Here is a 22,799-nt window from a genome sequence, read left to right as displayed (position 1 = left end):
GGTAGTGGAATGGAAAAGAAGACAATGGAAAAAATTGTAGCTTTAGCAAAAGCAAGAGGATTTATATATCCTGGTTCAGAAATTTATGGTGGTCTTGCAAATACTTGGGATTATGGTAATCTTGGTGTAGAACTAAAGAATAATGTAAAAAAAGCTTGGTGGCAAAAATTCATTCAAGAAAATCCTTATAATGTGGGAGTAGACTGTGCTATTCTTATGAATCCTCAGACATGGATTGCATCAGGACATTTAGGCGGATTTTCCGATCCTCTTATGGATTGTAAAGAGTGTCATGAAAGATTTCGTGCAGATAAAATAATTGAAGATTATAACGCTGAAAATGGTATTGAGACAGAAGGGTCTGTTGATGCATGGTCACAAGAAGAGATGAAGAAATATATAGATGACCATAATATCGCCTGCCCATCATGTGGAAAACATAATTTTACTGATATTAGACAATTTAATCTAATGTTTAAAACCTTTCAAGGGGTTACGGAGGATGCCAAAAATACAGTTTATTTAAGACCAGAGACAGCACAGGGTATTTTTGTAAATTTCAAAAATGTTCAAAGAACTTCAAGAAAGAAGATTCCATTTGGAATTGGACAGATTGGTAAATCATTTAGAAACGAAATTACTCCAGGTAACTTTACGTTTAGAACCAGAGAATTTGAACAGATGGAATTAGAGTTTTTCTGTGAACCAAATACTGATTTAGAATGGTTTCAGTATTGGAAAGAATTTTGTATTAACTGGCTAAAGACGTTGGGTATCAAAGAGGAAGAAATGAAAGCAAGAGATCATGAGAAGGAAGAACTCAGCTTTTATAGTAAGGCGACTACCGATATTGAGTTCCTATTCCCATTTGGATGGGGTGAATTATGGGGAATTGCAGATCGTACAGACTATGACTTAACCCAGCATCAAAATGTATCTAAGGAAGATTTGACTTATTTTGATGACGAGAAAAAAGAAAGATACATTCCTTATGTAATTGAACCATCATTAGGTGCAGACCGCGTTGTTTTAGCATTTTTATGCTCCGCTTATGACGAAGAGGAGTTAGAGGGAGGGGATGTACGTACCGTACTTCATTTCCATCCAGCCCTAGCACCTGTTAAGATTGGTGTGTTACCATTGTCTAAAAAATTAAATGAAGGTGCAGAAAAGATTTTTGCACAACTTTGCAAAAAATATAACTGTGAATTTGATGACAGAGGAAACATTGGAAAACGCTATAGAAGGCAAGATGAAATCGGAACACCATTTTGTGTTACTTATGATTTTGAATCAGAAACTGATGGAGCAGTAACTGTTCGTGATCGTGATTCTATGGAACAAGAAAGAATCAAAATCGAAGATTTAGAAGCATATTTTGCGAAAAAATTTGAATATTAATGAATTGAAATGATACAGTGTAAAACGCACTGTATCATTTTTATATAATAAGAAAGTTTTACAAGCTTTCCTTGTAAAAGGCCTCCGTCATATTTGTATTTTGCCAAGTGTAAGTGCTTACATTTTTATGGATATCATGTATAAGTAAATACAAAAAACGACAAAAAATTCATTATCTTTCCACAAGCGCTAACAGCAAAGTATATGACAAAACAAAAAAAACGACATAAAAAAGGAAATAAACGACCATACATTTATAAATATTATCTTGACTATCAATCTCAGTGTGGTACAATATTGATTGTAAACAAAAATTCTAAGAAATGGTTATTCATATAAGATTTAACATATTAACTTTGGTGGCAAACAAAGGATGTAAATCTTATACAAATATACAAAAGTACATTATCATTTAGGAGGATTTAAAAATGGCAAAATGGGTTTACTTATTCAAAGAAGGAAAGGCAGACATGAAAAACCTTCTTGGTGGAAAAGGTGCTAACTTAGCAGAAATGACTAACTTAGGATTACCAATTCCTCAAGGCTTTACTGTAACTACGGAGGCTTGTACAGATTATTATAATAGTGGCAAGAGAATTACCGATGAAATTCAGACACAAATATTTGATGCATTATCAGAATTAGAAAAGATTCAGGGAAAGAAATTTGGAGATACGCAAGATCCATTGTTAGTTTCTGTTCGCTCAGGCGCAAGAGCTTCAATGCCTGGTATGATGGATACGATACTTAACCTTGGTTTAAACGACGTCGCAGTGGAAGGATTTGCACAAAAAACTGGCAACCCAAGATTTGCATATGATTCATATAGAAGATTTATCCAAATGTTCTCAGATGTAGTTATGGAAATGAGCAAAACATTCTTTGAAGGAATCTTAGACGAAATCAAAGAAGCAAAAGGTGCAAAATTTGATACCGATTTAACAGCGGATGATTTGAAAGAAGTAATTGCAAAATACAAAGCAATTTACCAAGAGAAAATGGGCGAAGAGTTTCCACAAGATCCTAAAGTTCAATTAATGGAAGCTGTAAAAGCAGTATTTCGTTCTTGGGACAACCCACGTGCCATTGTTTACAGAAGAATGAATGATATTCCAGGTGATTGGGGAACGGCAGTTAATGTTCAGGCCATGGTATTTGGTAACATGGGCAATACATCAGGAACTGGTGTTGCATTTACTCGTAATCCATCCACTGGTGCAAAAGGAATCTATGGTGAATACTTAATCAATGCACAAGGTGAAGACGTTGTTGCTGGTATTAGAACACCACTTCCAATTACAAGATTAGAAGAAGATATGCCTGAATGCTATAAAGAATTCATGGAAATTGCAAATAAATTAGAGAATCACTACAGAGATATGCAAGATATGGAATTTACCATTCAAGAAGGTAAATTATATTTCTTACAGACTCGTAGTGGAAAAAGAACTGCTCCAGCAGCAATCCAAATCGCTTGTGACTTAGTAGATGAAGGAAAGATTACAGAAGAAGAAGCAATTCTTAGACTAGATGCGAAATCTCTAGATCAATTATTGCATCCTACCTTTGATCCAGCTGCTTTAAAAGCAGGTGAAGTGATTGGTTCTGCTCTTCCAGCATCTCCTGGTGCAGCAGCTGGTAAAGTATACTTTACAGCAGATGATGCAAAAGAAGCAGGAGAAAGAGGAGAAAGAGTTATTCTTGTTCGTCTTGAGACTTCACCAGAAGACATTGAGGGTATGCATGCAGCACAAGGTATCTTAACGGTACGTGGAGGAATGACAAGCCATGCAGCTGTTGTTGCTCGTGGAATGGGAACTGCTTGTGTATCAGGATGTGGTGAGATTAAAATCAATGAAGAAGCAAAAGTATTCGAACTTGGCGGACACAAGATTGTAGAGGGAGATTATATCTCACTTGATGGTTCTACAGGAAAGATTTACTTAGGAGATATTAAAACAGTTGAGGCTTCTGTTGGTGGTAATTTTGGAAGAATTATGGAATGGGCTGATAAATTCAGAACATTAAAAGTAAGAACAAACGCTGATACTCCAGCTGATACAGCAAATGCTGTAAAATTAGGAGCAGAAGGTATTGGACTTTGCCGTACAGAGCATATGTTCTTTGAAGCGGACCGAATTCCAAAAATCAGAAAGATGATTCTAAGTGATACCGTAGAAGCAAGAGAAGCTGCATTGAATGAATTAATTCCTTTCCAGAAAGCTGACTTTAAAGCGATGTATGAAGTATTAGAAGGAAAACCAATGACAGTACGTTACCTTGATCCACCTCTACATGAGTTCGTACCAACGGATCCAGAGGATATCAAAGCGTTAGCGGATGATATGGGATTGACCCCAGAACAAGTGAAAGCAAAATGTGATGAATTACATGAGTTTAACCCTATGATGGGACATAGAGGATGCCGTCTTGCTGTTACTTATCCAGAAATTGCAAGAATGCAGACAAGAGCAGTTATTGAAGCTGCAATCGAAGTGAAAGAAGAAAAAGGATATGATATCGTTCCTGAAATCATGATTCCATTAGTTGGAGAAAAGAAGGAATTAAAATTTGTAAAAGATATCGTAGTTGAGACTGCTGAAGCAGTGAAGAAGGAAAAAGGATCAGACATTGAATACCACATTGGTACTATGATTGAGATTCCTCGTGCAGCATTGCTTGCAAATGAAATTGCAGAAGAAGCAGAATTCTTCTCCTTTGGAACAAATGACTTAACACAGATGACCTTTGGTTTCTCTCGTGATGATGCAGGTAAATTCTTAGATTCTTACTACAAAGCAAAAATCTACGAATCAGATCCATTTGCAAGACTTGACCAAAGTGGTGTAGGACAGCTTGTTAAAATGGCGGCAGAAAAAGGTCGTGCACAAAGAGCTGATATCAAACTTGGAATCTGTGGAGAGCATGGTGGTGATCCATCATCTGTTGAATTCTGCCATAAGGTAGGGCTTAACTATGTATCTTGCTCACCTTTTAGAGTTCCAATTGCTCGTTTGGCAGCAGCGCAGGCAGCTATCGCCGAGTCACGTCAGTAAAGAATGCAAGCTGTTTTTTGGGAACTTTTGAAATCTCCAAAGATTTCATGAAGCAAAGTATGAGGATTTATCATCCAGAAAATACTTTCCATTACCCAGAAAAGCTTGAAATAAAGCTATTCCTAGTATAGGGTGTCTGCAAAGACACCCTATATTTTTTTACTTAAGAATAATTTCAACCAGGCTGTAATGAGAGCTAGACACAAGAAATTGTTGACTGCATTCGACTAAAATTTGAAGAAAAGTTCGGGAAATCCGAACAAGGAAAAAGGACCATTTTGAAAAAAGTTCGGAATATCCGAACTTGGAAGGAGGTTTAAAAATGTCGGAATTTACAGCTAAAAAGCTTAAAGAAGCGCGTGTTAGGGCTGGTTTTACTCAGGACGAAGCTGCAAAGCTCATGAACTTGAAGAAGACGACCATGAGCGAAATGGAAGCTGGGAAGAGAAGTATATCTGCTGATGAATTGGCACAGTTTTCTCGTATCTATGAAGTTGATGTAAGAGAATTACTGTTTCTGGAATTTACAGAAGCCGGTGAAGAGCAGAGACTTGCAGCTAAGTACAGTTCTTTCTTTAAATTACTTGAGAAATTATCTGATCGTGATATTGAAGATGTTTATTGGGTAATAAAGCGTAAGGTTGAAGGATTGCTTTAAAAATTCAATATGGTATGGGTACCCGCATGGCAGATCACACCTGCTTTGCGGGTATTTCTTATATATTGACATATACGCATTGACTACATTATAATATAGATAGAGATATACGCAATGACTACATAAAGGAGGCGCCTATGATGAAAGAAATTTACAATGTTGAAGGCATTGAAATTGAAGTGGAGCATATAGATAATAATGATGCTAATCGTGAGCGTAGACTTGTAGCATACCAATTTAAAGCTATTAGAGAACATGCTGGTATGAATCGTAAAGACTTTTCTGATTGGCTTGGAATTCCTTATCGAACAATGCAAGAATGGGAGCTGGGACGTAGACAGGCTCCAGATTATGTTCTTCGATTGATTGCTTATAAAGTTAAGATGGAGAAGGAAAGGGGGAACCTATGATGATAGTTATAAGATTTATTCTTAGAATCGTTCTGTTGCCAGTTCAGGCTATACTTACACTTTTAATGCTTGCAATTGACTTTATTGGTGGCCTGGCAAATCTTGTATGTTGGGTTCTGGGAGTTTTCTTTGTAATTGGAGGCATCTGCTCGTTTATTAATGGATCTGCATCACTTGGATGGCAAGGACTTATTGTAGGTATTATTGTTGCAGTGGTTCCTCAAGCATTAACTCTATGGGGAGCTGAAGGAATTGGTTGCTTAAAGGAATTATTAGCAAGAATATAAAGCTATAGTGTGTTAAGATAAGAAGCAGCATGAAAAAGAGCTTATTTTGATAAATCGGGATTTATGAAGGAGTATGAGCAGTAATGATAAAACTACGATATGGAAATACGAACACATTTTATATCGCTGGAGCAAAAGGCGGTCTGCTTATCGATACTGATTATGCAGGAACCTTACCTCAGTTTTTCAAAGCGATAAAAACAGCTTGCATTGATATAAGCGATATTTCTTATATGTTAGCCACTCACTACCACCCTGATCACATCGGAATCGTCAGTGAGTTACAGAAGCTTGGGGTTACGCTTTTGATTGTAGATGTTCAGCACAGTTCAGTTCATTTCGCCGATGACATATTTTTCAGAGACAAGCGATTGAATTACAAGCCGATAGATGAAAACGTGGCAAAGGTGATTAGTTGTGCAGAGAGCAGAAGCTTCTTGTGCAGTATTGGAATTAGCGGAGAGATCATTTACACACCAAGTCACAGTGAAGACAGTGTATCCATTATTCTTGACGATGGAAATTGTATTGTTGGCGATCTGGAGCCTGTTGAATATCTGGCTGCTTATGACCATAATCCCAGGCTAAAAAGTGACTGGGAGCAAATTATGAGCTATCATCCAAAACGAATCCTTTCTGCCCATGCAAATGAAAAAGAATTCTAAATGACAAATTCAAGTTTGTCGACCTAATTGATTACTGAACGTTACATAGCAGTTATCTCAATCGAGATAGCTGCTTTTTTTGTGCTCATTTTGAGCAGTAACTATTCACTATTCAAAGAAGGTATCTAAGATGAGTAAGAAATATATGAGAGTTCAGAAAAACTTCAACAAAAATGGCATCTCAGGATGATATGGATCGATTTTAGAGAAGCATGGGCTTTTTCTCACTTGGATAGATTTCCGCACAGATGCTGGCAAAGTCATCTGGTGAAATCGACATTCCTTTTTCAAACCAGAGAATAAAAGAATTAAAGATTCCGCCGGTATGATAATATACGGAAATCTCTTTGATGAAATCATGCTTCAGATGCTGCTTGTCTATGAAGATCATGTTAAGTACGTCAAGGAGAAGATAAGAAAGCCCTGCTTTATGGATGAGAAGCAGTTCATCCTTTTTCTCATAAAAAGTATTGAAATGGACTCTTAGATAGCTTTGCATGGATGTTTTGACATTCTCATCCATACTGTCGAGGCTCTTTTCGAGGAGCCTGGCATAGAAGCGGCGGATGATATCCTCCTTGGAGTCAAAGTTACGATAATATGTGGATCGGTTCACTCCTGCTTTTTCCGTGATCTGACCGATGGTGATACTGTTGTAATCTTTTGTATGCATGAGAATAAGCAGGGCTTCCACGACATAATCCCTTATCATTTCGTTGGTAATATTTTTATGTTTCATAGCGCCTCCTGTTAAGCAACAATTTATTTGGCTTTGTTGCACCTAGTACTTGAAGTGTTGAAATGGTTTTTTGTTTGTGATATCTTGATTATGCAACAAATGTTGCTTAAAGTCAACCACAGGAGGAAATAAGATGGATATCAAAGCAATCGATCATAATGTAAATGTATTAGCAATGAAAAAGAACGGAAAGCGTTATGGAATGTGTGTCGCATGGGCCACACAGATCTCTCCTGATCATATTCTGTGCGCAATCGGTGGACAGAGCAGTACAGGAAATGCTATAGAAGAAGGTGATATGGTCGGCTTCTCCAATCTTGCAAATGGACAGCAGATGGTCTGCTTTACTTTGGGAGATATGGAGAAGCATTCGGATACTGTAGATAAACTTGTAAACATCCCATGCGCAGAGGACGATGGGGCTATCCTGATTGACGGTGCAAGAACAGCAATCAAGTGCCGTGTGATAAAGAGAGTTAAGATTGAGGGTGTGGATACGGCAAACATGGTATGCCTTGAGATGCTTTCTGGAAATGAGAATGATGTTCCGGCTCTTCATATTGCCAATCTTGGAGGTATGTAAATGCTGCTTGACTTTAATTCTATGCAGGAGATTACCTGTCCGGGCATGAATGATGGAACCGGCACTATGTCATCAAGGATGTATGCGGATGCTGAAAACAGGATGGTCTACTGCCGCATTCATCCGGGCAGTTCCATTGGGATGCATACACATAATGGAAGCGCCGATATTAATTATGTGATCAGCGGGCATGGCAGAGCAATCTGTGACGGAGAAGAGGAAATGCTTGTACCCGGAACGTGCCACTACTGCAGGAACGGACAGGCACACAGCATTATTAATGACGGTGACGAAGATCTGATAATCTTTACTGTTGTGCCGAAAACTGCGGAGGTGTGAATAGTGAAGGAATATGTATTTGACAAAGAACTGAAAGAGGCGGTCATCATAAAGCGCAATTCGCAGTTTACCATGGATGTGTTGATTGATGGCCGGGAAGAAAAATGTCATTGTCCCGCCACAACAAGGATTGGAGACGTAGATGTGGCCGGTCTTCATTGTCTTGTTTCCGTGAGCGATGACCCAAAGAGAAAACTAAAATATACAGTAGAAGCAGTTTCGATGGACAATCCAGATGAGAAGGATAAGAAATGGGTGGGAATTAACCTGATTCTTTCAAACAGGATCGTAGAGTTTCTGCTGAGTACGCATCAGTTGGATAATATGGTATCCGATTACGATGAAGTGAAGCGGGAGGTCTTTCTTGGTATTTCAAAATTGGATTTCCTTGTGGGGAGCACTTACCTTGAAGTAAAAACGCCTCTTACAACAATCAACGTGAAATATGGCGATAAGGTCAAGACAAAGAAGGTAACGCCGTTTTCTTCCACAGATAGAATGGTAAAACACGTGAAGGAACTGGCAGGGGCACTTAAAGATCACGAGAGGGCAATCCTGCTGACAGTACATCAATACGAGCCAACCGAAATAAAACCACATCTACACAGCACAAATTTTGAAGAGGTATCATCTGTGATGCGTGAGGCTATTGGAAAAGGTGTGGAATGCTGGAATGTTGATCTGAAATTTTCCCCTAAAGGGGTAAAACTTATTGGCATAACAAACACAACGGATGATCTGTTGAAATATTAATATTCTTTCACGGAATATGAAAATCAGCTGGCAAATTCCTGTTTGTTGAGTTCTTGACCGACATTGTCTCGTTTTGACTCGTTTTGTCTCGTCTCGACCGACATTAGCACTTTTCTTATAGATTTAACGGTGCTATTATTATCATAGACAAGTGAGAGGTAAACAAAAGCCACTCACTTGTTTTTCTTTTGCAGAAGAATAGGAAGCAGATTTAAGCGTCCACATGACCAAACCCTCAAGGCCGTGTGCGGCGCTTTTTTGTTATCCGAAACCGGAAAGCGCGCGCCGGTGTTTCTATTAAAACTGTCAAAGAAAAGGAGAAAATTGAATATGGATTATGAACGTTTCAAAGAAGGTTTCCAGGATGCGTTAAAGGCTGAACTTGCTGTTAGAGGAGCTGATGTTGAACTTACTGCTCGTAGAGTAGATAAGATGAATGAAAGCTATGATGCTATCACAGTTAGACCTACGGACAGTTCTATTGGAGTAAACATCAGCGTTGAAAAGGCGTTTGCTGCTTATGAGAATGGAACACCAATCCCAGAGATTGCTGAGCATTTTGCTGATGCAGTGGAGAAAGGGTTCCGTGAATCCCCTCAGGTAGATCTGGAGTCGCTTTCTGATTATGAGCAGATGAAGAGCAAGCTTTCTATGGAAGTGGTTTCTGCAGAGAAGAATGCGGAACTTCTTGAGAGCGTACCTCATGAAAGAATGGAGGATATGGCTGTTGTTTATCGCTTTGTGCTTGATCAGACAGATTCCGGCAATGGAACAATCCTTGTTACCAATCAGTTGCTTGATCAGTATGGCATTACCAAAGAGCAGCTTCGCGCTGATGCCATGGAGAATGCACCAGAGATCAGACCATCTGAGATCTGAGATAGTCAAGCAAAATTGTAACACCAATACTGATATTTTTATCGGTAACTAAATCTCTTTTCAAATGGTGTTAAATACCCATTTGATGAATGTGGTCTCACATGATTGTAATATACAAAAATATAATCATAAGTTGCTTCATTTAATGCCTCATCTGTTTCAAAGCTATGGTGATTTGCAAAATCTGCTTTAAATGTTGCGTAAAAGCTTTCCATGGGAGCATTATCGTAAGGGCATCCTGCCTTACTCATACTTTGAGTAATATTTTGCAAAGAACAAAATTCTGTAAAAGCTCTCGATGTAAACTGCGACCCTTGATCACTATGAAGGATAAGCCCCTTCTTAACGGTATTATGATTCAGTGCATAGGTCAGAGTTTCAATCGCTAATTCTGCATTAATACGATTACTATTTAAAGTTGCCACTGGTGAACGATCATATAAATCAATAATAGTACAATTATATCTTTTCGCTCCATCCTCTCTCCACATATACGTAAAATCCGTACACCAAATCTTATTGGGTTCATCTACTTTAAAGTTTTGATTCAATAGGTTATCAAATTTTTTATAGCAATCGCCCTTTTTGTACTTTGGTTTTTTGGGTACCACAATTGACCTAAGTCCAAGCTCATTCATATATTTATGAACGGTTGGATTACTTAAGCTTATAGATTTTCTATTAAGAAAGATACGCATCATTCGATATCCTGGTCGCCCCGCATACTCATGATAAATCTCTTCAATGGTTGCTTTGATTTCTTCCTTTTTCTTATAATAGTCAGCTTTTCTATGTTTTTTGTAATTATAATAGGCATTTGGCTTTATATTAAATCTCGATAAGAGCCAACGTACACCATAATTTTCATGGTAGAAATCAATGAAATGGTATTGTTCTAATCTAGTTCCTTTGCGAAGAATGCGGCCGCTTTTTTTAAGAAATCATTTTCCTTTTTGGATTCAGCAAGTTCCTTACGAAGTCTTAAATTTTCTGCCATTAAATCTTTCTCATTATTTAACTCTGGATTTGATTCGCATTCTTCACTGTACTCGCGTATCCACTTGCGCAAGCTACCTTCTCCTAAATTGTATTCCTGATTTACGCTTTTTATTTGGCGTCCTTCTTCAAGGACTAATCTCACTACTTTTTTCTTAAACTCTGGGGTATAAGTTTTTTTGATTCCTGCCATTGTAATAGCCTCACTTTCATATGAATTATTTTATCATAAATATCAGTGTTACTGTTACAACTTTAGTTTAGCATCTCACCTATACCGGATGGAAGAAGATGGGGCGTTTTGTAAAGAAGGGTGAGAAGGGAATCCGTATCCTTGCGCCGGCTCCTTTTAAGTTGGAAAAAGAACAGGAAAAACTGGATGAGGCCGGCAAAGTCATTCTTGATAAAGATGGCGAAGCTGTAAAGGAAAAGGTGGAGATCAATCTTACTGCATTTAAGCCTGTGAGTACTTTTGATATCTCCCAGACAGAAGGTGAACCACTTCCGTCCATCGGTGTAGATGAGCTTACCGGAAGTGTGGAAGGATATCAGACATTCTTTGAAGCAATCAAGGCAGCAAGTCCTGTACCTATCGGATTTGAGGATATCAAGTCAGGTGCCAAGGGATATTTTCACGTTGAGGACAATCGCATTGCTATCAATAACGGCATGAGTGAGATTCAGACAGTAAAGACTGCAATTCATGAAATGGCTCATGCCAAGCTTCATAATTTGGAAGCTCAGAAAGATAACAAGCAGTCTAAAAACAGCAAAGAGGTGGAAGCTGAGAGTGTTGCCTATACCGTGTGTCAGCATTATGGCATTGATACTTCTGATTACAGCTTTGCATATGTTGCAACCTGGTCGCAGGGAAAGGAGATGCCTGAGTTAAAGGAATCACTTAATACGATTCGTGAGGCAGCAGCTGATCTTATTACAAAGATTGATGCGAAAGTACAGGAGCTTACAGCTGAGAAGGAACCTATCAGTTTCTATGTAGCTGAGTGTGGTGAGTTTCATTCCATGGGTGAATTCCATGAGAACCTAACCTTGCAGCAGGCAGTAGACATCTATAAGTCGATTCCGTCTGACAGGATGAATGGTGTAAAGACTATCGGTTTTGTCATTAAAGACGATCAGCTTCTTGCTAATGAATATGACCTGGTTGTTGGCAACAAATTGAATATGCAGGAGATGAAAGATATCCTTCCTGAGCTGGCTGCTTATCCGCAGGTTGTAAAGGCAGCAGATGAAATTGCAAAGCTTATGCCTGAACTTGAAGGAACTGAGAAAGGTGCAGTAAAGGATGCAGAAAAAGAAGAATCTGTATCCAAAAAGATTAAGGAAAAGGCGAAGACTGCAAGGCCTAAGAAAGCCAAAGTATCAAAGAAGAAGGAGGAAGTTGCTATATGAAATTAGTGATTGCGGAGAAACCTTCGGTTGCTCAATCTCTGGCGAAAGTCATTGGGGCTAATCAGAAAAAAGATGGCTACCTGGAAGGTAATGGTTATATTGTCAGCTGGTGCGTAGGGCATCTGATCGAGCTGGCGAACCCGGAATATTATGATGAGAAATATAAGAAGTGGCGCAAGGAAGATTTACCGATTTTCCCTGCGCCATTTTCATATCAGGTAACAGCTTCCACGAAAAAGCAGTATCAGGTATTAAAGGATCTCATGAAGCGTTCTGATGTAGACAGTCTTGTGGAAGCAACTGATGCAGGGCGTGAAGGAGAGCTTATCTTTCGTCTTGTGTATAAGCAGGCAGGATGTAAAAAGCCGTTTGAAAGACTTTGGATTTCATCTATGGAAGATAAAGCAATCAAAGATGGTTTTGCTAATCTGAAGCCAAGCGCTGATTATGATGATCTTTATGAAGCTGCACTTTGCCGTGAACGAGCTGACTGGCTTGTTGGAATCAATGCCACTAGATTTTTCTCAACAGTATATGGTCAGACTTTGAATGTTGGTCGTGTCATGACTCCAACCCTTGCAATGATTGTAGAGCGTGAAGCTGAGATCAAGGGATTTAAGCCTGAGAACTTTTATACCGTTCAGATGATGGTTTCTGGTGTTGTTGTAAACTCAGAACGATTTAAGATTAAGCAGGAAGCAGAAGAACTTGTAGAGAAAATCAATGCAGCTGATAAGGCGAGAATTTCTAAAATGGAGACTTCCACCAGGCAGGAGAAGCCACCACTTCTATATGATCTTACAAGTCTTCAGAGGGATGCCAATAAATATTATGGCTTTACCGCTCAGCAGACTCTTGATTATACTCAGAGTCTTTATGAGAAAAAGTTTGTTACTTATCCAAGAACAGACAGCAGATATCTGACAGATGATATGGATGACAGTACAGCTCGTCTTTGCTGTCTGATGAAAGATAAATACGGATATACGAAGATGGTTCCTATCTCTACAAAGCAGGTTCTAAATAGCAGCAAAGTATCAGATCACCACGCGATTATTCCTACAGAAAATGTTTCGGATGCTGATTACTCAGAGATTCCATCTGGTGAACAAAAGATTCTTGGTCTTGTAACTGCAAGGCTTCTTTCTTCTGTTGGAGATCCGGCTGAGATTACAGAGTATGCCCTGGAAGTGGAATGTGCCGGTGAAGTTTTTAAGGCAAAGAGTAAGTGCATCACAAGTCCTGGATGGCATTTACTGGAAGACTGGATTCTTGGGAAAAAGCAGGATGATGAGGAAGCAGACTCTGGTAAAAAAGAGGATGGTGGTTCACATGGCATTCTGGAAATTCTGGAAGCGGATGCTTCTCTTTTATCAGAGGGTCGTGAGCTTCCTGCCAGAGATCCTAAGGTAAAGGAAGGAAAGACAACTCCTAAGAAACGATTTACTGAAGACTCACTTCTTTCAGCTATGGAATCGGCTGGTGCTAAAGATATGCCAGATGAAGTTGAACGTAAAGGGCTTGGTACTCCTGCAACAAGAGCCGGTGTTATTGAAAAGCTGGTTCGTATCGGTTTTGTAGAAAGACAGGGCAGTAAGAAAACAAAGTATCTGGTTCCAACAGAAAAGGGGACTTCTCTTATTACTGTCATGCCGGAACAGATTCAGTCGGCATCTATGACAGCTGAGTGGGAGCAGAAACTTCTGGAAGTGGAAAAACAGGATATTGCATCGGAAGACTTTATGGCGGAAATCAAGGATATGATTGTTGATCTGATCGAGACCTATGAGCCTGTAAAGGGTGCAGATAAACTCTTTCCACCTCGTCAGTACAAACAGTATAAAAAGTATCCGAAGAAAGGAGCGTCCAGATGGCAAAGATGAAGAAAATCAGAAAATGGGATGAAGTCACAGGAAATGCAATAGAGGAACAGATTCCTGAGTCCATTGATCCGATCGAGGATGTTGGGGCAGGTCCATCCATCAGCAGAAATCATATGCGAGGCATCGAGGATATGGTCGAGCAAAATGATAATTCTTTTGATGGAATCATCAATAATGTGCCTGCAGCTCCTGTGCCGGATTTTGCAGAAATCAATGAGAAGGCAGATCAGGAGGATATCATTGCTGATACCAAGGCATCTGTGATGGAGAAGATAAAAGAGCAGCAGGAAAAAGTAAAGCTGGCTCCGATACCGGAACCTGAAAAGAAAACTCCTGTGATTTGTCCCTGCAGGGAGATGTAATTATGAATAACAGAACGGAGCAGTTTCATTTCTTTGCAACTCCTGAGGAAGCTAAACTGATTCGTGATAGGGAGAAAGAAATCGGCATCTTAAATGAGAGTGCTTATCTTCGCAAAATGGCGATTGATGGTTATCTCATCCAGATGGATTTAAGTGATGTCAAAGAGGCTGTAAGGCTTCTTGGCATCACATCTTCCAACATGAATCAGTATGCAAAGAAAGCAAATGAAACCGGCAGTATCTACAAAGAAGATATCGATGATATCAGACTTCATCAGGAAGAACTTTGGAAAGTGATGAAGGAAATACTAAAGCGCCTGTCTACGATTTAGGGAAGGAGGTGAATGCGCATGGCGGCTACAAGACTTATCACGATGCATCAGAATAAAGGTAAAAGCGTAGCGAAGTCTCTTAGCGACAGAACAGATTATGCCAAGAATGGAGAGAAGACCGAAAATGGTCAATTTATCAGTTCCTACGCCTGCCAGGCTGAGAGTGTTGATGAAGAATTCATGCTCTCAAAAAGAGAATATGAGCGTCTGACAGGAAGACATCCAAAAGGCAATATCATCGCTTATCAGATCAGGCAATCCTTTAAACCGGGAGAAATCACACCGGAGGAAGCGAATCAGGTAGGCTATGAAACCGCCATGCGATTTACCAAAGGCAATCATGCTTTTATCGTAGCGACTCATACGGATAAGGCGCATATTCATAATCACATCATCTTTAATTCTACGAGTCTTGATTGCACCCATAAGTTTAGAGATTTCTTTTTTGTTGGTCTTGCTTTACAGAGATTATCAGATATCATCTGCCTGGAGCATGGTCTGTCTGTCATAGAAAAGAAGAAGCCGAGTGAGCGTGTTAAGCGAACGACCTATCCAGAGAAGAAATCCTTTCGTGATGATATTAGAGATGCGATTGATCAGATTCTTAAGGAAGGCAGCGCAAAAGATTTTAATGAGCTGCTTTATAAACTGGAAGATGCCGGATACGAGATTAAGCGTGGAAAGCATATTTCTCTAAAGGGAAAAGAGCAGAAGCGTTTCATACGGCTGCGCTCTCTGGGTGATGGTTATACAGAAGATGACCTTAAGAAGATTCTTGCCGGTGAGATGGAGCATGCTTTCTATGATAATGAAAAAGCCGAAAAGCAGCCAAAGACTTACCAGCGAAAAAAGGAAGATCATGAGTTTGACCTTCTTATCGATATTCAAAAGAAACTGACTCAGGGCAAAGGAAAATATTACGTCCGCTTTGCTAAGAACTTTAATACAAAGCAGGTGGCCAAGGCAGTTTTATATCTGAAGCAGCATGACATTCGAAGCTACGATGATCTGGAGAAAAATGTGAAAACAGCAACAGAGCGTTTTACAGAATTATCAGCTTCTATCAAAGAAAAAGAGAAGCGGCTTGCTGAGATTCAGGTTTTGAAGAAACATATCTTTGATTACTTTAAGACCAAAGACGTATATGCGGATTATCGTAAATGCGGATACAGCAAGAAGTTCTTAGAAGAGCATAGACAGGAAATCCTGCTTCATAAGGCTGCCAAGAATGCCTTTGATGAGCTTCATCTGAAGAAGCTTCCTAAGGTAAAAGATCTAAGTGCAGAGTATGCCGAGATTCTTGCAGAAAAGAAAAAGCTGTACGGTGAATATCGTCAGGTTAAGAAAGATATGCAGGAGATTCAAAGAGCAAAATACGATATCGACCAGTTCCTTAAAAGCGATGAAGAGCAGAAGAAGGAACGAGTCAGAAAACACAATATCACTCGATAATTCTAATGGGGGATCTGTAGGTTTAAGACTTGCAGGTTCCCATCTTTTTTCATTTCTGAAGAAAATTCCAACGGATGAAAATAGCGATTCGTAAGAATTGCGTAGCCAAGCGATTAGCTTGTTCAAGGGGATTGGGGATGTGCCACCAACGAGCGGATAATAGCTTTTTGTACAAAAAAGCACTGCTCGCCACTTTGCGAAGACGCGCCCTAACACCATCGAAGATGGTGCCGCGCGAAGCGGGAAAATAGATGAGAAAAGCATAAAAAAGGTCTGGAAGTCCGGATAATGGGACAGTATTTCTGATAATTTAGACATGTAAGGGACATGTAAGGGACATGTAACAAGACCGTAGTGAATTAAAAAAATCAATCTCAACATTATATGGGAAAATAATAAAGTAATGCTTTTTCCGGGAAAATAAAAACTTTACAAACATAAAGATTTCTATAGCGAATATGGAGAGATGATGGTATAATAGTGAAAGATTGGTTTAATGTTGTTCTCTGAGGAGAAGAAAGGTGTACTTAGTGAAAATATCATATAACGGTCTATGGAAATTATTAATTGATAATGGAATGCAAAAGAAGGATCTGATAGATAAGATCGGAGTCAGCTCTACTACCATTGCAAAAATGGGGAAGGGAGAAAAAGTGTCTTTAGATGTATTGGAGAGAATTTGCAATTATTTCAATTGTGATATTGGTGATGTTATGAGTTTTGAAAAATGAATATGTCTCCAAATGCGACAAAATTAAAGATTGAGAGGTTATACAAATCTTAAATGAAGAAGACAATTTACAACAACGCATTTACTCGATTCACAGACAAGGAATTTGATGAAAAGTATGCATTAATCAGTCATGCAATTCAGCTTGGCGATACGATTAACGCAAAGAAATATCGTGACATTTTAAAAGAAAATGGAATTGACGCTTCTGACTTACCTTCAGCAGAATTGTTCAATAAAGATAATAAAATTGTATTAGTGCCTAAGAGAAACAAGTTTACATTTATAGATTTATTTGCAGGAATTGGCGGATTCAGAATTGCTATGCAGAATCTGGGTGGCCAGTGCGTTTTCTCTAGTGAGTGGGATGAGCCTGCCAAGGAAACTTATTTTAGAAATTATGGTGAAGTGCCATTTGGTGATATTACGATACCTGCAACTAAAGCATTAATCCCTGATAATTTTGATGTTTTATGTGCGGGCTTTCCTTGTCAGCCGTTTAGCAATGCTGGATTAAAAAAGGGAATTGAAGATACGCGAGGAACATTGTTTTATCATATTGCGGAAATACTCCGTGATCATCAACCCAAGGCAGTATTGCTTGAAAATGTTAGAGGACTTATCAGTAATGATAAAGGAAAAACCATTCAAACTGTTCTGCGAACAATTACTGGGATGGGATATACGTGTAATGTTCCACAGGAACTTATTGATAATGGTCCGGTATCAAAACTAAAAGAGGAATGTGCAAAGATGGTTTTGTGCGCAAAAGATTATGGGGTACCACAGAATCGTCCTAGAATTTATATAGTACTTTGGAAAAAGGATTTGGATATTAAAGAATTTCTATATCCAGAGACTGAAAACACGAAAACAAAAGTTTCATCTATTCTTGAAAAAAATGTTCCTGATACATTTACAATTTCGGATAAATTGTGGGCGGGACATCAAAGAAGAAAGTTGGAACATGAAGAAAAAGGAAATGGATTTGGATATTGTTTATTCAATGGAGATTCTGAATATACAAGCACAATATCGAGAAGGTATTACAAGGACGGGAGTGAAATACTGATTGAGCAACCGGGTAAGAATCCGAGAAAACTAACACCAAGAGAGGCAGCTAACCTGCAGGGATTTCCAAAAGAGTTTAAGCTTCCGGATTCGAATACAAAGGCCTATCAGCAGTTTGGAAATAGTGTAGCAGTTCCGGTTGTTGAAAAGGTATCAGAACAAATAGTGAAACAAATATTGGAGGTGTAAATAGATGTTTGCAGATTTAAATGATCCTGTGCTTCAACCTGAAAGTATCAAGGCAGGACTTATTCCAGAAATTACAATAAGTGAAGGCTTAAGAATAAAGTTGGATGAGATGTTTTCACAGGAGGAGAAAGCATATAGCAAAATTTGGGGAGCAACATCAGTTGTTCAAACTGATAAAAGCTATGTTTTCTTTTCAAATCAATGGTTGTATCTGGCTGTAATGTGCAAAAAATATGCGCAGGCTTTATATCAGTATTGCGATTTTTTTGATAATCATATGAGAACTGATACTGATGTAATGAATTGTGTTAAAGCACAGGATTATAGCGGATCTGCATATGTTAATCTTTTTGACTCTGAAAATGATAGAGAGTATATGAAAAAATTCATTAACGGAGATCAGGAATTTAGACCAGGTAAAAATCTGGTTAATGCCGGCGATAAAATCAGATCATGTAAGGATATTTTTGGGTCTTGTGTTTTAGGAAAGATGGATGTTCCAAATGCCTCATCTGCATATCTAGGTAATCTGGTCTATTATCTTGCAAAAAGACCTGCTCTTTATGATGAGCTTGAAAATGAAATTTCTGGCCAGACTGAAGTGCTTGATTCAGCAATCAAGCTGCCAGTTGTAGTGAAAGATTGTGCAAAAGCAATTGTTGATTACATATATAAGTTAGATGAGTTCGAGAGTATTATCGAACGAATCGAAATTATGGATCAGAGTATAAAGATAAATACAGGAAATACAGATGGGCTTTTGCCAGAAGGAAACTGGTTACGGTATATGTTCGCACGTCCATCGTCAGGAATGTTTGACCCAGAATCATCAAGTGATAAGACTAGGGTGTTTGATACTGAATATCTTATAAAAGCAAACGGTGAAGAGTACAGATGTAAACTGACTACTGAATGGGTTGGAACAGATATAACTGAGGGTGCACAGGGCAATAATTATGTACAGGCGCTTATAAAGCTGGTTAATAAATATTATTCTGATGTTCTCGAAATAAAGGACGAGGGTGGTACCTATTATCTTCATGTATTGAAGAAAGAATTTCTTATATCAGATTTACCAGACGTATTTGATTCTGTTTTTGCTGAGCGATATATCACATCACTTCTGACTAAACCGTTTGTTATTTTGACTGGTAATAGTGGTACGGGAAAAACCAGAATAGCGAAACAGTTTTCACAGTACCTTGAAAGAACAATAGATGGTAAAAGAAATTGGTTAATTGTTCCTGTTGGTGCAGACTGGACAGATAATACTAAAATGCTTGGATTTTATAATCCACTTGAAGAGAAATATGTCTCAACTCCAACACTGGATTTTATTCTCCAGGCAATAAAAAATCCGACAGTGCCATATTTCCTTATACTTGATGAAATGAATCTTTCACATGTGGAAAGATATTTTTCAGATTTTTTGAGTGCAATGGAGTCGGATGAAGAAATCCCGCTTTACAAGGTATCTGGCAAAAAAGCGAAAGATGGAGAAGAGATAACGATTCCTGAAAAGATACGACTTCCTAAAAATCTTTTTGTAACAGGAACAGTTAATATTGATGAAACAACATATATGTTTAGTCCAAAGGTGTTAGATCGCTCTAATGTTGTAGAATTTAAGCCTGAAAAGGAAGCTGTATTGAACTTGATGACAGGTTCAGTAGATGTGAATAATGTTTCTCGTGCAGGAAATGGAGTAGCTGAAGGATTTATAGATCTTGCGTCTGTTATAAGAAATGGAGTTTGCAATGTTGAACAGATAAAACTTGAGCAGGTTCGAGAATTTCTTGATAGCATTTACGAGGAACTTCAGGAAAGTGGTTTTGAATTTGCTTATCGTACAGTTAAAGAGATCCGTCAGTATTATGCAGCGGCATATGAGTTACAGAAAGGTAACTTTAATCTTACAAGAACAATGGACGAACAGATTGTTCAGAAGATTCTTCCTAAAATATATGGTGATAGAAAACAGATAGGAGAGTTACTGGATACTCTTGAAGAAAAATGTAAAAACGGAATTGGGGATTCATCAGAAGAAATGACTTTATCATTGAAGAAGATAGAGCAGATGAAGAAAAGACTTGATAAATATCAGTACGCAAGCTTTATGTAAGAAGGTGTTTTTATGGGCATAGCAGCAGTTTCATTTAAAGATAAAAATGGAATAGAGATAGTAATTTATCCGCAGGGCGAGTGGGATACTATTGATTTTAACGTAGCTACTGAAGAAGAAGGCACAGATATGATTGCCTATGAAGAAAAAGAAGCTGCGTCTAAAGCTGTGCTCTCAAAGCTTGATATTGCAACTTCAGTGGATGGACAGAAAATATTACGACTACGCGAAACAGCTACTTATACATGCAGATTAAAGGAGGATATTCAAACTGGTTCGGATCAGATTTGTAAGAATCTCGGTTTCCCAAATGAGAAGAATAATAAGTTCCTCAAAGTAACCAGAGATAGAGATGCATTATCCTTTAGATTTATTAACTACCTTGGAAGAACACATTTAAAAAATTCTTCAGATGAAACTGTAGTCGATTTTGAAATAGTACCTCAGAAGATGAATTATGAAGAGGACTATATTGAGTTAACTAAAAAGCTGGCTGAAGAGTGCGCAGAAATCTTGCTGGAGTATTCAGGTGTTACATCGAACAGATTTGAAACATCTGATACCAATAGTGCCAAGACGCTTTTGGAGCAGTTTATTTTCTTGAGGGAATTCTGTTACTCACATAACCTACAGGCTCTTTTCGGACATATAAAGCGTAATCCGGATAGAATGCTTATGAAGGATGAAGTCCTTAAGCCAATTGGACAGGGTTCTCCAAGTGCAAGCTTTTATTCCAGCCCTTTTTCTCATAGTAGAGGCTGGCAGATGGTAAATGGAAAGTCTATGCCTCAAGAAGTTGCTGTAACAAGAAAGTATGACAGTCTTGATACAGTTGCAAACCGTTTTGTGAAGTTTGCTTTGAAAAAATTCAACCTGATATGTAGAGAACTCTGTTCAAGTCTTGATGCCGCAAAAGGAAAAAATGCAGGACAGAATATGTATACGGAGTGCTATCGGGAGGCTTTAGAGATTCAAAGAATTACTGATGACATTTTGAGAGATCATTTCTTTGATGATGTAAGAGAACTTACGATTATGCCGCAGAATAATCAGGTACTTGAAAAGAGAGAAGGATATAGACAAGTCTTTTACGCAGCAGCTATGGTTGATCTTGCTCTTCAGTTGAATTGGGAGGGTGAGCAGGAGGCCTATAGCGGAGAATCTAAAAATACGGCATTACTGTATGAGTATTGGTTGTTTTTTGAACTTAGAAAAATTATCAGTTCAATCGATAATTGCCAATGTGTACAGGCTTCTGAAAAGCCGTTCATCAATACTGACAATGGTCTAACTATTTCATTAAGCGAAGGTCAGACTTCTTGTCAGGCATTTCTTCTTCCTGATTTGGGTACAAGGGTGAATCTGTATTATAACAGGACCTTTTCAAGGGAAGAGTTTTCCAATACAAAGTATGCAGGATCATATTCAAGGCCGTTTAGACCGGATTACACGCTAGAAGTGTATCCTTCGGATTATCTTAAACCTGAAGATGCCGTCAGAGAAGGTGCGGTAAGCTACATTCATTTTGATGCGAAGTACAGGATAATGGATTTAAGATCTTTTATCGGACCTGATGAAAATGAAATGACAGAGGAGCAGATAAAGGAAGAAGTTGAAAATGATAAACAGGATAGCGTAACGAATACATACAAGCGAGGAGATCTTCTGAAAATGCATACATACAATGATGCAATTAGAAGAACTGTAGGAAGTTACGTCCTGTATCCTGGAGATTTTGATTCAAAGACAAAGAATTACAGACTCTTTGAGGAGGTTCTTCCAGGAGTAGGTGCTTTTGCAATTAAACCAAGTATTCAGACGGACAGTGAAAATGCATTGAAGGATTTTATATATGAAATCATTGAAGCACGTAGCAGAAAATACAGCAGACTTAACCGTATGTTGTCTTATAGCAACCTTGTACTTGGTGAACCTGCGATTAGTATGTTAGATAAAAGAACTACAGGTAAGGAAAAGGACAATAAGAATATCCATAATGATTTGTGTGTTATCGGTTATTTGAGACCTGATTATTATGAGTTGCTGAGCAGAGAAGACCTTTTATCTGAAGGCAGGACTTTTGTTTTTTATTACTATGCTATCAAGGGCGAATCAGTGTATTCACATCATGAAGATATAGGAAAAGCAAAGTATATTCGCTTTTATCAGAATGATATAAATGCTACGGGTAGATATGAAATAGAGCCGCTTAAAGGAATCATAAAATCAAGTGAATTGGTTTCAAAAAAGCAGCTTGATGATCTACTGACAGAGAATGGCTCTAACGATGGTAAAGAAAGATCCGCAGATTTTTATTATGTTCTTAAGGTGGAGGTAGTAAGCTGCACTGAGCCAAAGATTAGCTGTAATAATAGTGATTTGAATGGCGTGAATGGAAATGATACATTCAGTCCGCATTCACCTAAGGTTGTAACTGAAGATTGGTTATTAGTGAAATCTCGAAAGCTGGTGAAGTAAT

21 protein-coding genes and 1 pseudogene are annotated in these 22,799 nt (G+C 38.4%); 20 read left to right on the top strand and 2 right to left on the bottom strand.

The annotated features are described in order from the left end of the window. The first annotated feature begins 9 nt into the window (after window positions 1-9). From F7O84_RS07760 to F7O84_RS07735, 6 genes are all read left to right on the top strand, one after another. On the top strand, window positions 10-1,401 hold the full coding sequence (locus F7O84_RS07760; RefSeq protein WP_151143908.1) for a glycine--tRNA ligase: 1,392 nt from the start codon (window positions 10-12) through the stop codon (window positions 1,399-1,401). Window positions 1,402-1,829: 428 nt separating this feature from the next. Then, window positions 1,830-4,457: a pyruvate, phosphate dikinase gene (ppdK, locus tag F7O84_RS07755; RefSeq protein WP_151143906.1), complete on the top strand. Its 2,628-nt coding sequence runs from the start codon at window positions 1,830-1,832 to the stop codon at window positions 4,455-4,457. A 322-nt stretch (window positions 4,458-4,779) separates the two neighbouring features. Then, on the top strand, window positions 4,780-5,115 hold the full coding sequence (locus F7O84_RS07750) for a helix-turn-helix transcriptional regulator (RefSeq protein ID WP_051233765.1): 336 nt from the start codon (window positions 4,780-4,782) through the stop codon (window positions 5,113-5,115). 137 nt (window positions 5,116-5,252) lie between these two features. After that, complete coding sequence (locus F7O84_RS07745; RefSeq protein ID WP_151143904.1) at window positions 5,253-5,525, top strand: helix-turn-helix domain-containing protein; 273 nt, start codon at window positions 5,253-5,255, stop codon at window positions 5,523-5,525. Then, window positions 5,522-5,812 carry a hypothetical protein gene (locus F7O84_RS07740; RefSeq protein WP_151143902.1) on the top strand — a complete coding sequence of 97 codons (291 nt, stop codon included), beginning with the start codon at window positions 5,522-5,524 and terminating at the stop codon, window positions 5,810-5,812. Before F7O84_RS07745 ends, F7O84_RS07740 begins: the two co-directional genes overlap by 4 nt. Window positions 5,813-5,895: 83 nt before the next feature. Beyond that, entirely contained in the window at window positions 5,896-6,477 is a 582-nt protein-coding gene (locus tag F7O84_RS07735; protein WP_026505260.1) for an MBL fold metallo-hydrolase, read from the top strand. Between the two features lie 202 nt (window positions 6,478-6,679). On the opposite strand, the gene F7O84_RS07730 is transcribed toward F7O84_RS07735, so the two are convergent. Beyond that, window positions 6,680-7,216, bottom strand: coding sequence for a TetR/AcrR family transcriptional regulator (locus tag F7O84_RS07730; protein ID WP_151143900.1), 537 nt, complete (start codon window positions 7,214-7,216; stop codon window positions 6,680-6,682). A 133-nt stretch (window positions 7,217-7,349) separates the two neighbouring features. Here F7O84_RS07730 and F7O84_RS07725 point away from each other — a divergent pair, with 133 nt between their 5' ends. The 4 genes from F7O84_RS07725 (at window position 7,350) to F7O84_RS07710 (ending at window position 9,770) form a co-directional block, all read left to right on the top strand. Beyond that, a complete protein-coding gene (locus F7O84_RS07725; RefSeq protein ID WP_151143898.1) occupies window positions 7,350-7,799 on the top strand; it encodes a flavin reductase in 450 nt (149 codons plus the stop codon). After that, a complete protein-coding gene (locus F7O84_RS07720; RefSeq protein ID WP_192451691.1) occupies window positions 7,800-8,138 on the top strand; it encodes a cupin domain-containing protein in 339 nt (112 codons plus the stop codon). It abuts the gene before it with no gap. 3 nt (window positions 8,139-8,141) lie between these two features. Continuing rightward, window positions 8,142-8,891, top strand: coding sequence for a DNA/RNA nuclease SfsA (locus F7O84_RS07715; RefSeq protein WP_151143896.1), 750 nt, complete (start codon window positions 8,142-8,144; stop codon window positions 8,889-8,891). Window positions 8,892-9,221: 330 nt separating this feature from the next. Further along, on the top strand, window positions 9,222-9,770 hold the full coding sequence (locus tag F7O84_RS07710; RefSeq protein WP_192451690.1) for a DUF5688 family protein: 549 nt from the start codon (window positions 9,222-9,224) through the stop codon (window positions 9,768-9,770). A 38-nt stretch (window positions 9,771-9,808) separates the two neighbouring features. Here the strand turns inward: F7O84_RS07710 and F7O84_RS07705 are convergent. Beyond that, a protein-coding gene (locus F7O84_RS07705) for an IS3 family transposase (RefSeq protein WP_151143894.1) occupies window positions 9,809-10,959 on the bottom strand; the annotation gives its coding sequence in 2 pieces (ribosomal slippage) (window positions 9,809-10,692 and window positions 10,692-10,959; 1,152 coding nt in all). Between the two features lie 86 nt (window positions 10,960-11,045). On the opposite strand from F7O84_RS07705, the pseudogene F7O84_RS19580 reads away from it, so the two are divergent. The 10 genes and pseudogenes from F7O84_RS19580 to F7O84_RS07660 all read left to right on the top strand — a co-directional run. Further along, a pseudogene (locus F7O84_RS19580) lies at window positions 11,046-11,153 on the top strand (ArdC-like ssDNA-binding domain-containing protein); the annotation flags it as partial. A gap of 45 nt (window positions 11,154-11,198) precedes the next feature. Then, window positions 11,199-12,179 carry an ImmA/IrrE family metallo-endopeptidase gene (locus tag F7O84_RS19575; protein WP_420886643.1) on the top strand — a complete coding sequence of 327 codons (981 nt, stop codon included), beginning with the start codon at window positions 11,199-11,201 and terminating at the stop codon, window positions 12,177-12,179. Beyond that, window positions 12,176-14,062, top strand: a complete 1,887-nt coding sequence (locus F7O84_RS07695) for a DNA topoisomerase 3 (protein ID WP_151143890.1) — start codon at window positions 12,176-12,178, stop codon at window positions 14,060-14,062. Before F7O84_RS19575 ends, F7O84_RS07695 begins: the two co-directional genes overlap by 4 nt. After that, window positions 14,050-14,424, top strand: coding sequence for a DUF4316 domain-containing protein (locus tag F7O84_RS07690; protein ID WP_151143888.1), 375 nt, complete (start codon window positions 14,050-14,052; stop codon window positions 14,422-14,424). Before F7O84_RS07695 ends, F7O84_RS07690 begins: the two co-directional genes overlap by 13 nt. 2 nt (window positions 14,425-14,426) lie before the next feature. Next, window positions 14,427-14,756 carry a plasmid mobilization protein gene (locus F7O84_RS07685; RefSeq protein WP_004602770.1) on the top strand — a complete coding sequence of 110 codons (330 nt, stop codon included), beginning with the start codon at window positions 14,427-14,429 and terminating at the stop codon, window positions 14,754-14,756. Window positions 14,757-14,774: 18 nt separating this feature from the next. Beyond that, window positions 14,775-16,208 (top strand): relaxase/mobilization nuclease domain-containing protein, encoded by a 1,434-nt coding sequence (locus F7O84_RS07680; protein ID WP_151143886.1) that lies wholly within the window; start codon window positions 14,775-14,777, stop codon window positions 16,206-16,208. A gap of 530 nt (window positions 16,209-16,738) precedes the next feature. Then, a complete protein-coding gene (locus F7O84_RS07675) occupies window positions 16,739-16,939 on the top strand; it encodes a helix-turn-helix domain-containing protein (RefSeq protein ID WP_118483821.1) in 201 nt (66 codons plus the stop codon). A gap of 53 nt (window positions 16,940-16,992) precedes the next feature. Further along, window positions 16,993-18,198 carry a DNA cytosine methyltransferase gene (locus F7O84_RS07670; protein ID WP_151143884.1) on the top strand — a complete coding sequence of 402 codons (1,206 nt, stop codon included), beginning with the start codon at window positions 16,993-16,995 and terminating at the stop codon, window positions 18,196-18,198. A 4-nt stretch (window positions 18,199-18,202) separates the two neighbouring features. After that, complete coding sequence (locus F7O84_RS07665; protein WP_151143882.1) at window positions 18,203-20,320, top strand: McrB family protein; 2,118 nt, start codon at window positions 18,203-18,205, stop codon at window positions 20,318-20,320. Between the two features lie 12 nt (window positions 20,321-20,332). Continuing rightward, window positions 20,333-22,798: a DUF2357 domain-containing protein gene (locus F7O84_RS07660; protein ID WP_151143880.1), complete on the top strand. Its 2,466-nt coding sequence runs from the start codon at window positions 20,333-20,335 to the stop codon at window positions 22,796-22,798. Window position 22,799 lies beyond the last annotated feature (1 nt).

This window comes from Candidatus Galacturonatibacter soehngenii (assembly GCF_008830185.1).
GTDB classification, from domain to species: Bacteria; Bacillota; Clostridia; order Lachnospirales; family Lachnospiraceae; genus Lachnotalea; species Lachnotalea soehngenii.
The sequence above is the reverse complement of the archived record's forward strand: the minus strand, read 5'-3'. Positions and strand labels throughout refer to the sequence as shown.